This window comes from Maribacter sp. MMG018 (genome assembly GCF_018100785.1).
GTDB lineage: Bacteria > Bacteroidota > Bacteroidia > Flavobacteriales > Flavobacteriaceae > Maribacter.
Window position 1 is genome coordinate 1,097,341 of record NZ_JAGJEC010000002.1, and the last position, 16,024, is coordinate 1,113,364.

The following is a 16,024-nucleotide window of genomic DNA, read 5'->3' on the forward strand; positions in this document are numbered from 1 at the left end:
GTTTGTTGCAATTGTAGCTATAGCCTATTTTAGTCCTATGAATGCTAATTTTCTACAGACCCCTATTGTTTATTTAAAAGGTGTAGGACCCAATAGGGCCGAAACCTTACAGTCTGAACTAGGCATTCATGTTTATCAAGATTTACTGAATCTTTTTCCGAACAGATATATCGACAAGACCCAGTATTATAAAATCTCCCAACTTCAAAAAAGTAATGCCGATGTACAGATCGCAGGTAAGATCGTGCACATAAAAACGGTAGAGCAAAAAAGGGGAAAACGTCTTGTCGCCAAATTCATAGACGATACCGGCGAAATGGAGCTGGTGTGGTTTAGGGGACAAAAATGGATCCGTGATAACTTAAAACTAAATACACCCTATGTAATTTTTGGAAAGTGCAATTGGTTCAACGGAGTTTTTTCTATGCCGCATCCGGAAATGGAGTTGTTGTCGGACCACAAAAAAGGCTTACGGCTACACATGCAACCAGTGTATCCTTCTACAGAAAAATTAAGCAATAAAGGAATATCTAATCGTGTCATCAGTAAATTGATCCAACAATTGTTTGTTGAGACAAAAGGTAAATTTTCAGAATCGTTATCAGAAGGGTTACGAAACGAACTAAAACTGATCTCTAAAAGCGAAGCACTGTTCAACATTCATTTTCCTAAAAACCAAGAATTACTGGCGAAAGCTCAATTCCGGTTAAAGTTCGAAGAACTTTTTTATCTACAAATGCAGCTTATCGCTAAGAATATGCTGCACAAACAAAAGATCAAAGGGTTCAATTTTGATCAGGTCGGGGTACGTTTCAATGATTTTTATGCCAACAAACTACCTTTTGAACTGACCAATGCCCAAAAAAGGGTCATCAAAGAAATTAGGGCCGATTTGGGAAGCAATGCCCAAATGAACAGGTTGTTACAGGGCGATGTCGGCTCTGGAAAGACCATTGTAGCGGTAATGACGATGTTATTGGCAATCGACAACGGATTTCAGGCATGCTTAATGGCTCCTACTGAAATTTTGGCAAATCAACATTACAATGGTATTTCGGCACTTTTAAAAGATACAGGTATTACCTGTGAGCTTCTTACCGGATCGGTAAAGAAATCGGCAAGAAAACCTATTCATGAAAAGCTTGAAAATGGAGAACTGCACATATTGATAGGCACACATGCCATATTGGAGGACAAGGTCAAATTTAAGAACCTCGGATTGGCCATTATAGACGAACAACACCGCTTTGGCGTGGCCCAACGCTCTAAACTATGGCATAAAAACGAATATCCACCACATATTCTGGTAATGACCGCAACACCGATTCCCAGAACCTTGGCCATGAGTTTATATGGTGATTTGGATATATCGGTCATAGACGAGCTACCCCCTGGCAGAAAACCAATTAAAACAGTACATAGATATGACACCAATCGTTTAAAGGTATTTCAATTTATCAGGGATGAAATTAAAAAAGGGCGTCAGGTTTACGTGGTATATCCTTTAATTCAAGAATCTGAGGCACTGGACTATAAAGATTTAATGGATGGTTACGAAAGTATTGTCCGCGATTTTCCCCAACCAGAATTTCAGATTTCAATCGTACACGGCAAGATGAAACCTGCTGACAAAGATTACGAAATGGAACGTTTTGTAAAAGGAGAAACACAGATCATGGTTGCCACTACCGTAATAGAAGTGGGTGTAAACGTCCCCAATGCGTCTGTAATGATCATTGAGAGCGCCGAACGCTTCGGACTTTCGCAGTTACATCAACTTCGCGGTCGTGTAGGCCGTGGTGCAGATCAAAGTTATTGTATTCTAATGACCGGCCATAAGTTGTCTTCCGAGGCAAAAACAAGAATGGAAACCATGGTCGCTACCAACGACGGGTTTGAAATCGCAGAAGTTGATTTAAAATTAAGGGGACCGGGAGACCTTATGGGAACCCAACAGAGTGGAATGTTGAATCTGAAAATTGCCGATATCGTAAAAGACAACAACATACTAAAATCTGCGAGATACTATGCCCTAAAGCTTTTAAAGGACGACCCCTCCCTTAAAAAGCCCGAGAATCAAATTATCAGGCATTCGTATGCCCAATTGACCAAGTACAAGAACATCTGGAACTATATAAGTTAGACTATACACGTAGCATTCACAGTCTTAACCTTCATAAGGTATAACATCCAATAAGTGACGAATAGCGGTAATACGTGCTGTAGGTTTATGATTTCCTTCTATAACTATCCAAGGGGCTATTTCAGTATTTGTCTCTTTAAACATTCTCTTTTTATAACGGGTATACTCATCCCACAGTTCTTGTGCCTTACGATCAACATCCGTCATTTTCCAACGTTTTAACGGACTCTTTTTTATGTCTTCAAATCGCCTTTTTTGCTCTTCTTTGGTTATCGAAAAATAGAATTTGACCAAGTAAGTTCCCGATTGTAAGAGCATTTTTTCAAAGTCGTTTACCTGAGACATAAATATCTCATACTCTTCTTGGGTACAAAAGTTGTTTACAGGTTCAACACCCGCCCTATTGTACCAACTACGGTCAAAAAAAACTATTTCGCCAGGTTTTGGCAGATGGTTTATATAACGTTGAAAAAACCATTGTTCCTTTTCATCGCTATTGGGCTTGTTTAAAGCCACTATCTTAAAATGTCGAGGATTGATATATTCTGTTATTCGTCTAATGGCACCACCTTTACCTGCTGCATCCCTACCTTCAAAAAGAACGACCACTTTTTGATTTGTATTTATTACCCAATTGTGCAGCTTTATGAGTTCTTCTTGAGCCTTTTTTAATTCAATGGTATGTTTAGTACTTTCTAGCGCTTTATCTACATTTACTTTTTTGTTCTTCAACAAAGCATAAAGGCCAAGTTTACTGTTTAATAGATCTATCTCTTCCGTTGTGGGTATGTTTTTTTTCTTCTCCATTTTTTAAATATCAATTTGAACGGCACTTCGGTGATAACGCGCAACTACATCTGGATCTGGCAATAAATTTATACCCGACTCCCCTTTGCGATCATAATCGAACTGAGATAGTACATAACGCATACTTTCCAATCTTGCCTGTTTTTTATTGTTTGCCTTTACAATTATCCACGGACAAAAATTTGTATGCGTTTTACTGAACATCTGTTCTTTATAATAGGTATAATCGTCCCATAATTGTTGTCCCTTCATATCGACGGGACTAAACTTCCATCTTTTTAACGGATTGCCCAACCGCTCATCAAATCTTTTCTTCTGTTCTTCTTTTGATATTGAAAACCAAAATTTAATTATTTTCAAATCGTCCTCATATAAAAGGTGCTCAAATTCTGGAACCTGAACCATAAACTTCTTGTATTGTTTTTGCGTGCAAAAACCCATTACAGGTTCAACAACCGCCCTGTTATACCAACTACGGTCAAAAAAGACTATTTCTTTCGGATTTGGCAAAACCTTTATATATCGTCTAAAATACCATTGTCCTTTTTCTTCATCGGTAGGTTTGGTGAGTGCCACCACCCTAGACGTACGAGGATTTAAATGCTCTTTAAAACGTTTTATGGAACCGCCCTTGCCCGCTGCGTCCCTACCTTCAAAAATGATGGCAACTCGCATTTCGTTTTTTGCTATCCATTTTTGTAAGTTGACAAATTCTGACTGTAATTTTTCTAATTCACTTTCGTACTTAATCTTCTTTATAACCTTGGATACAGATACTTTTTTCTTCTTTGCCAACTTTATCAGTTCGCTTCTTGTTTTTATATTTTTTAAATCCTCATACTCTAATCTCATATATAAGTAGTTTTAATTCTAAGCAACAAACAATGTATGCAGATTTAATTATTTACCCGTTAGGTATATCAAAATCAAATTGCCCGGCAACAATAAAAATAATTTAAACCTATAGAACAACAATGTGATAGTTGTTCTAAATTCGATTTTAGTGTTTTGAACATCGTAATTTAAAAAGGTGTACATTTCCTAAAAAGGGGTGTTTTTAATAGATTTGTTACCTTAGATAAGAAAGAATATGAGCGCAAAGAAAACTTTATTTGACAAAGTGTGGGATTCCCACGTAGTACATAAAATACAAGATGGGCCAGACGTCTTGTTTATTGACAGGCACATGGTACACGAAGTTACCAGCCCGGTAGCATTCTTAGGGTTGAAAAACAGAAATATTCCTGTGATGCACCCTGAAAAAACATTTGCGACCGCAGACCATAATACACCTACCATAAACCAACATTTACCCGTAAAAGACCCTCTTTCCGCCAACCAGTTGAAAATGCTCGAGGAAAATGCCAATGAATATGGTATTTCTTATTGGGGCTTGGGTCACGAAAAAAATGGAATCGTACATGTTGTAGGTCCTGAATATGGTATTACACAACCAGGTGCCACTATTGTTTGTGGAGACTCGCACACCTCTACCCATGGTGCTTTTGGTGCCATCGCTTTTGGTATAGGTACTTCTGAGGTTGAAATGGTTTTGGCCACCCAATGTATTATGCAGCCGAAACCTAAAAAAATGCGTATCAATATTAATGGCTCACTAAGCAAAGGTGTGACCCCTAAAGATGTGGCATTGTTCATTATTTCTCAACTGACTACCTCGGGTGCTACGGGATATTTCGTAGAATATGCCGGTGAAATCTTTAGAAATATGAGTATGGAAGGCCGTATGACCGTTTGTAACCTAAGTATTGAAATGGGTGCTCGTGGTGGTATGATAGCTCCCGATGAAAAAACATTTGAATATGTAAAAGGCCGTGAATTTACGCCCAAAGGTGCTGATTGGGACAAGGCTATGGCGTACTGGGAAACCTTGTACACAGATGAAGGTGCCGAATTCGATAAAGAATTGACTTTCGACGGTTCTAAGATAGAGCCAATGATCACCTACGGTACAAACCCAGGAATGGGGATGGGAATTTCCAATGACATTCCAAAGGCCAGTGAAATACAAGGAGGTGCATCTTCTTATCAAAAATCTTTGAAATACATGGATTTTAACGAAGGTGAAAGTATGATGGGCAAACCTATCGATTTTGTTTTCTTGGGAAGTTGTACCAATGGTCGTATTGAAGACTTTAGAGCTTTTGCCTCTATCGTAAAAGGAAGAAAAAAAGCGGACAATGTTACGGCATGGTTGGTTCCTGGTTCTCATAAAGTAGAGGCCGCAATTAAAGAAGAAGGCATTTTGGATATTTTGACAGAAGCAGGGTTTGAGTTGCGCGAACCCGGATGTTCAGCTTGTTTGGCAATGAACGATGATAAGGTTCCTGCCGGAAAATTGGCCGTTAGTACCTCTAATAGAAACTTTGAAGGAAGACAAGGCCCGGGATCCAGAACCATTTTGGCAAGTCCGTTAGTGGCAGCAGCGGCGGCAGTTACAGGAAAAGTGACAGACCCAAGAGAACTAATGGTAGAATTGGTATAGGCGAACATCGACAGAAAGAAACTTTGCCTAAAGCATAACATTAAACCCAAAAAGCTATTCAACCAATAGCTACACGTAAAAAAGATAAAAATGGCATACGATAAATTCAACATATTAACATCTACAGCAGTTCCATTACCGATCGAGAACGTTGATACCGATCAAATAATACCGGCACGTTTTCTTAAAGCCACCGAAAGAAAAGGTTTTGGAGATAACCTGTTTAGGGACTGGAGATACAACCAGGACAATACCTTAAAAGAAGACTTTGTTCTTAATCAGGAAAAATACACGGGCAAAATATTGGTCGGTGGAAAAAACTTTGGTTCCGGATCTTCTCGTGAACATGCGGCATGGGCCATATACGATTACGGATTTAGATGTGTAGTTTCCAGTTTTTTTGCCGATATATTCAGAAATAATTGCTTAAACATTGGAGTACTTCCCGTACAGGTAAGTGCCGAATTTTTACAAAAAATATTCGATGCTGTAGAGGCAGACCCCGAAACAGCTTTAGAAGTTAACCTACCGGAACAAAAAATAACATTATTGGCAACGGGAGAATCTGAATCTTTTGACATCAACAGTTACAAGAAGAACAACATGCTGAACGGTTTTGACGATATCGACTATCTATTGAACATTAAAAAAGATATCGAAACCTTTGCATCGAACACTCCTCTATAATCCTATTTCCGGTTTACGGCTATAAAATGAAAAGAAAGTTGGAAATAATGGATACCACCCTTAGGGATGGTGAACAAACTTCTGGGGTATCGTTTTCAGCATCTGAAAAATTGACGCTGGCCAAGCTTCTTCTAGAAGAACTAAAAGTGGATCGCATAGAAGTTGCTTCTGCCAGGGTATCTGAAGGAGAACTACTTGCTGTGCAACAGATTACCCAGTGGGCAAAGGCAAACAACTACTTAGACAAGATAGAGGTATTGACCTTTGTGGATGGTGGTGTTTCTTTGGAATGGATGGCCAAGGCCGGTGCCATTTCGCAAAATTTGCTTACAAAAGGTTCTTTAAACCATTTAACCCATCAATTAAAGAAAACACCGCAACAACATTTTAAGGAAATCTCGGAAACTTTTAACGCCGCCGATAAACAAGGTATCATTAACAATATATATCTTGAGGATTGGAGTAACGGTATGCGCAACTCAAAAAGTTATGTTTTTGATTTCTTGGAATTTCTTGCCACCCAACCTGTAAAGAGAATACTTTTACCGGATACACTCGGGGTACTCACCTACAAAGAGACTTATGATTTCATATCCGAAATCGTAGAAAAATATCCCCATTTACATTTCGATTTTCATGGTCATAACGATTATGATCTCGGGGTCGCCAATATTATGGAAGCCGTAAAAGCCGGTTGCCACGGATTGCACCTAACGGTAAACGGTATGGGAGAACGCGCCGGTAACGCCCCAATGGCCAGTGCCATTGCCGTTATCAACGACTTTTTACCGGAAGTAGAAATAAACCTTAACGAAAAAGCACTCTACAAAGTCAGTAAATTGGTCTCCGCTTTTACCGGAATAAGCATCCCAGCGAACAAACCCATTGTAGGTGAAAATGTGTTTACCCAAACAGCTGGTATACATGCCGACGGAGACAACAAGAACAATCTTTATTTTAGTGACCTAATGCCCGAACGCTTTGGCAGAAAACGTAAATATGCGCTTGGCAAGATGTCCGGTAAAGCCAACATTCAAAAGAACCTTCAAGAGCTGGGACTTACTTTAAACGATGATGAACTTAAAAAAGTAACCGCTAGGATCATTGAACTTGGAGATAAAAAGGAAAGGGTGACCAAAGATGACCTCCCTTATATTATTTCCGATGTTCTAGATACCGATTTTCAACAGAAGGTTTTTGTAAAATCGTATGTGCTGACACATTCAAAAGGATTAAAGCCTTCCACTACCCTATCTTTAGAAATAGAAGGTAAAACATATGAGGAAAACGCTTCTGGCGACGGCCAATATGATGCCTTTATGAATGCCTTGAGAAAAATATACAAATCCCAAAATATGACATTGCCCCGTTTAACGGATTATGCCGTAAGAATTCCTCCCGGAAGTGCTTCCGATGCATTATGTGAAACAGTAATTACTTGGGATATAGATGGAAAGGAATTTACTTCCCGCGGATTGGATTCTGACCAAACGGTATCGGCCATAAAGGCCACCGAAAAAATGCTTAATATTATTTAGAAAATATAATACTATAATGAAACTAAACATTGCACTTTTAGCAGGAGACGGAATAGGACCCGAAGTAATTGATCAAGCAGTTAAGGTCTGTGATGCAATTGCCAATAAATACAATCATGATATAACTTGGAAACCTGCTTTAACAGGTGCGGCTGCCATTGATGCCGTTGGCGAACCATACCCAGATGAAACACATGAAATTTGTGTAAATGCCGATGCCGTTCTTTTCGGGGCCATTGGTCACCCAAGGTTCGATAACGATCCTTCAGCAAAAGTACGCCCAGAACAAGGCCTACTGAAAATGAGACAAAAATTAGGTCTTTTCGCTAATGTGAGACCTACATTTACCTTTCCTTCCCTAATAGATAAATCGCCTTTAAAACGTGAACGTATCGAAGGAACAGACCTTATTATTCTTAGAGAATTGACAGGTGGGGTATATTTTGGGGAACGTGGAAGAAAAGATGATGGTAATACAGCTTTTGACACCATGACCTATACCCGTGCAGAAATACAACGTTTGGCAAAAAAAGGTTTTGAAATGGCCATGAGCCGTTCTAAACGTCTTTGCTGTGTAGATAAGGCCAATGTATTGGAATCTTCCCGTTTATGGAGAGAAACGGTACAGGCCATGGAAAAAGAATACCCAGAGGTAGAAGTTACGTATGAATTTGTAGATGCCGTGGCCATGAGATTGGTACAATGGCCAAAAGGATATGACGTAATCATCACCGAAAACCTTTTTGGAGATATCCTGACCGACGAAGCCTCGGTTATTTCTGGATCTATGGGATTAATGCCTTCAGCTTCTATAGGTGAAAAAGCAAAATTATACGAACCTATTCACGGTTCGTACCCACAGGCGGCAGGAAAAGACATTGCCAATCCACTGGCCACCGTACTTTCCGCTGCTATGCTTTTTGAGGATTTTGGACTACAGAAAGAAGCCGACGATATTCGCCGAGTAGTAAATAAATCTTTAGCGGAAGGTGTAGTTACAGAAGACCTTTCTGAAGATGCCAAATCATATAAGACCAGTGAGGTAGGTGATTGGTTGGCAAAAAATGTATAAGGAAACCTATCTATATAAAAGCCCGATGTAAAAAACATCGGGCTTTTTTATTCGTATGTATTTTAAACTAAAGTGCTAACTTTCTGCACTTTGCAGCCTTTTGTCTTCTGTATACCAAAATAGATATTGCAAGAACAACTCCACAGCTTGCCAATATGGCTCCCGCCAAACTAGAGTACACCACATCGTACCCAAAAACCATTGGCAACCCTGCCAAATAAGCTCCTGAAGCATTCCCCATATTAAATGCGCTTTGGTTCATTGACGAACCTAGCATTTCTGATCCCTTTGCCGTATTTATAATGGCCATTTGAATAGGTGTTGAAACGGTAAACGAAACCACACCGATCACAAAGGTAAACGCCAATAATAAATAGGGGTTGGTTGCAATTACAACGTTTAGCACCAAAATGATGGACATAACCGACAAGCTAATGATCACGGCCTTTAGCGGAGAAAAGATTTCTGCCATCTTAGCACCGATAAAATTACCTACTACCATCCCCAGACCGGCAAGCATCATGGCATAACTCACAAAATTCTCACTTAATCCGGCGACATCGGTAATTAATGGCGATATATAACTGTACCAAGCAAAAAATCCGCCCGTACCAATCGTCGTCAAAGCTATCATGGCCCATAGTTCTTTGTTCTTAAGTCCTTCTAGTATTTTAATTTGCGGGGTTTCTTTAGAGGCCTCTATTTTGGGCATCCACAAGTATACTGTCGTCATAGCCAATAAGCCTACGACCCCGACCATAAAAAAGGATGTTCCCCAACTAAATTGTTGTCCAATGTAAGTTCCGATCGGCACCCCTATAACATTTGCTATTGTTAAACCAGAAAACATAATGGCAATCGCTCGCGCCGATTTTCCTTTTTTTGCAAGTTTCATAGCTACTACGGCCCCAATTCCAAAAAAGGCACCGTGCGGAATTCCCGAAAAGAAACGTAATACCAATAAGCTGGTATAATTGGTCGCCAACCCAGAAAGGGTATTAAAAACGGTAAACCATACCATTAACAAGAACAACATTTTCTTTGGCGATAGTTTAGACCCTATACTTGTCAATAAAGGAGCTCCTACAACCACTCCACAAGCATAGGCGGCAATAAAGTGCCCTGCTTCAGATATACTAATTTGCAAGGCATTTGAAACTTCGCTCAAGATTCCCATTATCACAAATTCAGTGAGACCGATTCCAAAGCCTCCTATGGCCAAGGCCAGTAATGCTTTTTTATTTGATGGTTCTATATTCATAACTTCTTTTTTTATCATGGCACTATGCAACCATGCTTACACAGGGCAAAGTTATAGACGAAAAATTGGAAGTATCGTTCGTCAATTAACTAATTTCTATGGAATATTAACCTTCAGTATTAGTTTTAGGTTAATTTTGGTTAAAATCACATATATTACTGAAAATCAAATAAAAAGACCGAAACTGATCAGTTTCGGCCTCTGTATATGAATTGGATATCTATTATAAAATATAATCGGTACTTACGAAGTTGGACAATTTTGATTCCAATAACTGCTGTATTGTTTCGGTATTTAGGTCATTGTCCTTAAATGCAACAAAAGTTCGTATAGAAAATGATCTTAAGGCATCATGTACACTTAAAGTAGATTGCGCAGAGTCTTTTCTACCGGTAAAAGGATACACATCTGGACCACGTTGACATGAGCTGTTAAGATTAACACGACAAACAAGGTTCACCAACGTATCTATCAATGGAGACAATGTATATACATCTTTTCCAAAAAGACTCACCTGTTGGCCATAGTTACTTTCTGCCATATCGTCCAATGGCTCTTCTATATCAGAAAAGGAAACTATAGGCACCACAGGTCCGAACTGTTCTTCTTGATATACCCGCATCTCTTTGTTCACGGGGTATAGTACCGCAGGCCATATATAATTATCGTAACGCTGTCCACCCTTTTTATTCTTGATTTTTGCTCCTTTTTCCAATGCATCATCTATAAGCTCTTGAATATAATCTGGTTTTCCAGGTTCTGGAAGCGGCGTTAATTTTACCCCATCATCCCATGGATTACCAAATTTGAGCTCGTCTACCCGTTTTGTATATCGCTTAACAAACTCATCTTTAATATCTTCATGTACATAGATTACTTTTAGAGCGGTACATCGCTGCCCATTAAAAGACAAGGTACCAGCAATACATTCATCTATGGTTAGATCTAAATCCGCATCGGGAAGTACAATAGCCGGATTTTTTGCTTCCAAGCCCAAGACCAATCGTAATCTATTGCTTTTAGGATGCTGTTCTTGTAGGGCATTGGCCGACTTACTGTTTCCGATAAGCGCAAGTACATCTACCTTACCTGTTTGCATAATAGGGGCCGCCACGGCTCTTCCCCTACCAAAAAGAATATTTACCACACCTTTTGGAAAACTACTTTTAAAAGCTTCCAACAACGGAGTAATTAATAGAACACCATGTTTTGCTGGTTTAAAAATGGTAGTATTTCCCATAATAATGGCGGGAATAAGCAATGCAAACGTTTCGTTCAGCGGGTAATTATATGGCCCAAGACAAAGTACCACCCCTAAAGGACCTCTCTTTATATGGGCATAAACACCATCGTTCTTTTGAAAGTTGGCAGAATTTCTATCCAACTGCTTGTACTCCTCAATAGTATCGTTTATGTAATCTACGGTACGATCAAATTCTTTTTCACTATCGGGTAATGATTTTCCAATTTCCCACATCAAAAGTTTTACGATTTCCTCACGCTTGGTCTTCATTTGACGCACAAAATTCTCCATACACTCGATACGGTCCTTTACGTGCATGGTAGGCCACAGCCCCTGCCCTCTGTTGTATGCGTTCATGGCCGCGTCCAACGCCTCTAGAGCTTCTGGCTCTCCCATATCGGGAATACTGCCCAACAACGTAGGCTGGTACTTTTCCGTAGAGGATATCGTAGAAAATACTTCTGTGGTCTTCCCTTCCCATGCCTTTAATTCTCCATTTACCAAATACTGCCTCTGATCTATAGTTTCTTTTATTTGATATTCTTCAGGTATTGTCTTCATTTTTAAAATGGTTTAATCTCTTAGTTTACCCCTTATCGCTCATGTAACTATAACGAAAATACGTAATTATCGAATTAGTGTAGGTTATGAAAAAATTAAATAAAAGCAGTACATCTATTTCTCATAAAAGAGATGAAAATTGTTAAGCATTACACCAAATATTGAAAAAGGTCTGGTTTATCGTTCAGATAGTCCCCGTAAAAATTATTGGTTTTCATCCGCTGGATCAATGGTCCAAGATCATCGGGCGTCTTTAATTCTACCCCAACAATGGCCGGGGCATTCTCCCTACTGGATTTTTTGGAGTACTCAAAATGGGTAATATCATCATCGGGCCCTAAAATTTCGGCTACAAATTGCTTTAACGCTCCAGGTCGTTGTGGAAAACGAACAATAAAATAATGTTTCAGTTTACCATAAAGTAATGCCCTTTCCTTTATTTCTGCAGTTCTGGTAATATCATTGTTACTACCACTAAGCACACAAACAACGTTCTTTCCCTTAATTTCCTCAGAAAACATATCCAACGCCGTAATGGTCAATGCACCTGCAGGTTCTACCACGATAGCATCTCTGTTATAAAGATCTAAAATCGTTTGGCACACTTTTCCTTCGGCCACCGTTACCATATCATGAAGCCCGTTTTTACAGATTTCAAAAGTAAGGTCTCCTACTTTTTGTACAGCTGCACCATCTATAAACTTGTCTATTTTAGAAAGTTCGGTATTCTTATCGTTATCAATAGAAGTTTTCATGGATGGCGCCCCTGCTGGCTCTACCCCAATAATTTTTGTATTTGGTGACAGTTCTTTTATAACACCTATAAGGCCAGAGGCCAATCCACCTCCTCCAATAGCGACGAATATATAATCTATAGGTTCTTTAAACTGGCTCAACAGTTCTAAACCTACCGTACCCTGCCCTTGTATTACCTTGGGATCGTCAAAAGGATGAATAAAGGTTTTATGGTTGTCTTCGCAAAACTTTTTTGCACTCTTAGAGGAATCATCGAAGGTATCGCCGTCCAATACCACGGTCACCCATTCACCGCCAAACATTTTTGTCTGTTCTACTTTCTGTTTTGGAGTAACGGAAGGCATGTATACCGTACCTTCTATCTTTAAATGGTTGCAAGCGAAAGCAACACCTTGGGCATGGTTGCCGGCACTCGCACAAACAATTCCTTTTTTACGCTCTTCATCTGAAAGTGAGCTTATTTTATTAAAAGCTCCCCTAATTTTATAGGAGCGTACCCTATGTAGATCTTCCCTTTTAAGGAGCACATTGGCATCATAGGCCTTAGAAAGCCTAATACTGGGCATAAGCGGAGTTTCCTCAGCTACTTGAGCTATGGTTGCCGCCGCCTTTTTTATATCTTCAATGTTCGGAAAATAATTCATAACAAAAGCCCTGTCGTATATTTAGTGTTTTTCGTTTAAGAACGTTCTAAAAACCCGACAGGGCCAAATTTCTATAATATTTATACAATAGGCTTCATCGCCGTCATAGAAGCACGCAGTCTTGCTCCTACTATTTCTACTGGGTGATCGCGAAGCACTTTGTTCACCGCTATAAGTTTAGCATTGTCAACGCCATTGTCTTCTCCTTCTCCATATTTTTTGCCTATAACGTCCGTATCTATTTTCTTCATAAAATCGGCCAATAAAGGCTTACAAGCATGATCGAACAAATAACAACCGTACTCTGCCGTATCGGAAATTACACGGTTCATTTCGAACAATTTCTTTCTTGCGATCGTATTGGCGATCAATGGAGTCTCGTGCAATGATTCGTAGTAAGCCGACTCACCGATGATACCGGATTCCGTCATACTTTCATACGCTAGTTCTACACCTGCCCTAACCATGGCGATCATTAAAACACCGTTATCATAAAATTCCTGTTCTGATATTTCAACGTCACCGGCCGGAGTTTTTTCAAAAGCCGTTTCTCCGGTAGCTGCTCGCCAGGTCAATAGATTTTTATCATCATTGGCCCAGTCTTCCATCATTGTTTTAGAAAAATGACCGGTCATAATATCGTCCATATGTTTTTGAAAAAGTGGACGCATAATGTCCTTCAATTCTTCAGAAAGCTCAAATGCCTTTATTTTGGCCGGATTCGACAAACGATCCATCATGTTGGTAATACCACCATATTTCATTCCTTCGGTAATGGTTTCCCATCCGTATTGGATCAATTTTGAAGCATAGCCGGGATCAATACCCTTTTCGATCATTTTATCGAAACAAAGAATACTTCCCGTTTGCAACAATCCACAAAGAATGGTTTGCTCTCCCATTAAATCCGATTTTACCTCGGCCACGAAAGAAGATTCCAACACACCTGCTTTATGTCCACCAGTACCTGCTGCATATGCTTTGGCCTGCTCCAATCCCTTACCTTCAGGATCGTTCTCTGGGTGTACGGCAATCAATGTTGGTACTCCAAATCCTCTTTTATACTCCTCACGTACTTCAGAACCGGGACTTTTTGGTGCTACCATGATTACGGTAAGATCTTTACGGATCTGCGTACCTTCTTCTACAATATTAAAACCATGCGAGTAAGACAAGGTTGCTCCTTTTTTCATTAATGGCATAACCGCACCTACTACAGCGGTATGCTGCTTGTCTGGCGTAAGGTTAATTACTAAATCGGCACTTGGGATCAATTCGTCGTATGTACCCACAGTAAACCCGTTCTCGGTAGCATTTATATAAGACTGCCTTTTTTCCTTAATTGCCGCATCTCGCAAGGCATATGAAATATCAAGACCGGAATCTCTCATGTTCAAACCTTGGTTTAAACCTTGAGCTCCACACCCTACGATAACAATCTTCTTTCCTTTTAAGGCAGTCACACCATCAGAGAACTCAGAAGGATCCATAAACCTACATTGTCCCAGTTGCTTCAGTTTGTCTCTTAATGATAGCGTATTAAAATAATTTGCCATTTTAAATTGTTTTTAAATGTTCTTTCCCGAAAGGGAATTGATTTAGTTATTTATTAATTAATTATGTTGAAACTCCTCTAGCAATGCGGATATCTGCATTACCTCCTTACTTACCGATATACGCCCCGATCTAACAAACTGCATAATTCCGAAAGGTTTTAGCATTTCGTACATCTCATCGATCTCGTACCTTCTACCGCTCTTCGCTAGCACAAAAAAGTCACGTGATACGGTCACGATCTGTGAATTGCTCTCTTTTATAATATTCTGGATCTGACGTTCATCGAACAATAAATTAGAGGCGATTTTGAACAAGGCCGATTCTTGATAGATGGTTTCGTCATCTATGTGATAAAAGGCCTTTATCACTTCAATTTGCTTCTCTATCTGCCCTACAATATTACGGACCCATTTCTCGGTCGTATGTACCACGATCGTAAATTTCGAAACATTATCTATTTCCGATTTTGATACATTTAAACTCTCTATATTGATATGTCTTTTTAAAAATATTCCCGAAATCCTATTTAACAACCCCACGTTGTTCTCAGAATAGACCGAAATAGTAAACCATTCTTTTTTCATAATTCAATTTCTAAAAATACGCCACTTATCATCGTAGCTATAACCTATACTTATTTTATTTTATCTATGATACCGAAAAACAATGGTCCTTATTTTTTAACAACCACCACTACACCAGTAGACCAATCTAATTTGGTCAACACCAGATCTTCTCTTTTTTCCAGATACTTTATTAAACCATCCACATTTTCTTGATGCCCCTCTGGCCAATTAGGTTGTTCGGACATATCATCGATCACATAAAAACCACCTGTTTTCAATAGATTTAATATCTCTTCTATCTGTCCATATTTACCCGGCCACGCATCTGCAAAAATTAAATCGAACTTGTCGCCCGTATACCCATGGATCCATTGTTCACCATCTTCACATACAATGTCGACCCTATTGTCGTTTCCAAAATAAGACCCTGCTATTTCTGTTAATCGGAAATCATTGTCTACGGTCGTTAACCTGGATTTTTCGTCCATACCATCGATCATCCAAGATAAACTTAAACCAATACCCGTACCCAATTCTAGAATGTTGGCACTTGGCTTAGAACTTACCAAAGTCTTCAACAACGTACCGGTGTACAAATCGGACGGCATATTAAAACCCACCTCTTTGGACTTACGTTGCAAGTCTCCATAAATTTTAGGGATATCCTGAATGTTGGTATCGTTCAT

General features: G+C 39.4%; 13 protein-coding genes. 5 read left to right on the plus strand and 8 right to left on the minus strand.

Translation table 11 applies throughout. From position 1 onward, the window contains the following. The first annotated feature begins 37 nt into the window (after positions 1-37). Positions 38-2,143 carry an ATP-dependent DNA helicase RecG gene (gene recG / locus J8L85_RS13120; RefSeq protein WP_211017880.1) on the plus strand — a complete coding sequence of 702 codons (2,106 nt, stop codon included), beginning with the start codon at positions 38-40 and terminating at the stop codon, positions 2,141-2,143. 24 nt (positions 2,144-2,167) lie between these two features. On the opposite strand, the gene ppk2 (J8L85_RS13125) is transcribed toward recG, so the two are convergent. Both ppk2 (J8L85_RS13125) and ppk2 (J8L85_RS13130) read right to left on the minus strand, forming a co-directional pair. Next, complete coding sequence (gene ppk2 / locus J8L85_RS13125; protein WP_211017881.1) at positions 2,168-2,950, minus strand: polyphosphate kinase 2; 783 nt, start codon at positions 2,948-2,950, stop codon at positions 2,168-2,170. Between the two features lie 3 nt (positions 2,951-2,953). Continuing rightward, positions 2,954-3,802: a polyphosphate kinase 2 gene (gene ppk2 / locus J8L85_RS13130; protein ID WP_211017882.1), complete on the minus strand. Its 849-nt coding sequence runs from the start codon at positions 3,800-3,802 to the stop codon at positions 2,954-2,956. 238 nt (positions 3,803-4,040) lie between these two features. On the opposite strand from ppk2 (J8L85_RS13130), the gene leuC reads away from it, so the two are divergent. The 4 genes from leuC to leuB all read left to right on the plus strand — a co-directional run bounded on the left by leuC (position 4,041) and on the right by leuB (position 8,750). After that, positions 4,041-5,453, plus strand: coding sequence for a 3-isopropylmalate dehydratase large subunit (gene leuC / locus J8L85_RS13135; protein ID WP_211017883.1), 1,413 nt, complete (start codon positions 4,041-4,043; stop codon positions 5,451-5,453). Positions 5,454-5,543: 90 nt separating this feature from the next. Further along, positions 5,544-6,140, plus strand: coding sequence for a 3-isopropylmalate dehydratase small subunit (gene leuD / locus J8L85_RS13140; RefSeq protein ID WP_211017884.1), 597 nt, complete (start codon positions 5,544-5,546; stop codon positions 6,138-6,140). A 26-nt stretch (positions 6,141-6,166) separates the two neighbouring features. Next, positions 6,167-7,678: an alpha-isopropylmalate synthase regulatory domain-containing protein gene (locus J8L85_RS13145; protein ID WP_211017885.1), complete on the plus strand. Its 1,512-nt coding sequence runs from the start codon at positions 6,167-6,169 to the stop codon at positions 7,676-7,678. A gap of 16 nt (positions 7,679-7,694) precedes the next feature. After that, positions 7,695-8,750 (plus strand): 3-isopropylmalate dehydrogenase, encoded by a 1,056-nt coding sequence (gene leuB, locus J8L85_RS13150; RefSeq protein ID WP_211017887.1) that lies wholly within the window; start codon positions 7,695-7,697, stop codon positions 8,748-8,750. Positions 8,751-8,817: 67 nt separating this feature from the next. On the opposite strand, the gene J8L85_RS13155 is transcribed toward leuB, so the two are convergent. The 6 genes from J8L85_RS13155 to J8L85_RS13180 form a co-directional block, all read right to left on the minus strand. Then, positions 8,818-10,011: an MFS transporter gene (locus J8L85_RS13155; RefSeq protein WP_211017888.1), complete on the minus strand. Its 1,194-nt coding sequence runs from the start codon at positions 10,009-10,011 to the stop codon at positions 8,818-8,820. Positions 10,012-10,234: 223 nt separating this feature from the next. Beyond that, positions 10,235-11,815, minus strand: coding sequence for an NADP-dependent glyceraldehyde-3-phosphate dehydrogenase (locus J8L85_RS13160; protein WP_211017890.1), 1,581 nt, complete (start codon positions 11,813-11,815; stop codon positions 10,235-10,237). A gap of 149 nt (positions 11,816-11,964) precedes the next feature. Next, complete coding sequence (ilvA, locus tag J8L85_RS13165) at positions 11,965-13,215, minus strand: threonine ammonia-lyase IlvA (RefSeq protein ID WP_211017892.1); 1,251 nt, start codon at positions 13,213-13,215, stop codon at positions 11,965-11,967. An 80-nt stretch (positions 13,216-13,295) separates the two neighbouring features. Next, positions 13,296-14,771: a ketol-acid reductoisomerase gene (ilvC, locus tag J8L85_RS13170; protein ID WP_211017894.1), complete on the minus strand. Its 1,476-nt coding sequence runs from the start codon at positions 14,769-14,771 to the stop codon at positions 13,296-13,298. Positions 14,772-14,828: 57 nt separating this feature from the next. Continuing rightward, positions 14,829-15,356, minus strand: a complete 528-nt coding sequence (ilvN, locus tag J8L85_RS13175) for an acetolactate synthase small subunit (protein ID WP_211017896.1) — start codon at positions 15,354-15,356, stop codon at positions 14,829-14,831. An 89-nt stretch (positions 15,357-15,445) separates the two neighbouring features. Continuing rightward, entirely contained in the window at positions 15,446-16,024 is a 579-nt protein-coding gene (locus J8L85_RS13180; RefSeq protein ID WP_211017898.1) for a class I SAM-dependent methyltransferase, read from the minus strand.

Coding starts and splice junctions, on each gene's coding strand:
- ilvN (WP_211017896.1), bottom strand. CDS start 15,356: ATGAAAAAAGAATGGTTTACTATTTCGGTCTATTCTGAGAACAACGTG.
- ppk2 (WP_211017881.1), bottom strand. CDS start 2,950: ATGGAGAAGAAAAAAAACATACCCACAACGGAAGAGATAGATCTATTA.
- ilvA (WP_211017892.1), bottom strand. CDS start 13,215: ATGAATTATTTTCCGAACATTGAAGATATAAAAAAGGCGGCGGCAACC.
- leuD (WP_211017884.1), top strand. CDS start 5,544: ATGGCATACGATAAATTCAACATATTAACATCTACAGCAGTTCCATTA.
- ppk2 (WP_211017882.1), bottom strand. CDS start 3,802: ATGAGATTAGAGTATGAGGATTTAAAAAATATAAAAACAAGAAGCGAA.
- leuB (WP_211017887.1), top strand. CDS start 7,695: ATGAAACTAAACATTGCACTTTTAGCAGGAGACGGAATAGGACCCGAA.
- J8L85_RS13155 (WP_211017888.1), bottom strand. CDS start 10,011: ATGAATATAGAACCATCAAATAAAAAAGCATTACTGGCCTTGGCCATA.
- recG (WP_211017880.1), top strand. CDS start 38: ATGAATGCTAATTTTCTACAGACCCCTATTGTTTATTTAAAAGGTGTA.
- J8L85_RS13145 (WP_211017885.1), top strand. CDS start 6,167: ATGAAAAGAAAGTTGGAAATAATGGATACCACCCTTAGGGATGGTGAA.
- J8L85_RS13180 (WP_211017898.1), bottom strand. CDS start 16,024: ATGAACGATACCAACATTCAGGATATCCCTAAAATTTATGGAGACTTG.
- J8L85_RS13160 (WP_211017890.1), bottom strand. CDS start 11,815: ATGAAGACAATACCTGAAGAATATCAAATAAAAGAAACTATAGATCAG.
- ilvC (WP_211017894.1), bottom strand. CDS start 14,771: ATGGCAAATTATTTTAATACGCTATCATTAAGAGACAAACTGAAGCAA.
- leuC (WP_211017883.1), top strand. CDS start 4,041: ATGAGCGCAAAGAAAACTTTATTTGACAAAGTGTGGGATTCCCACGTA.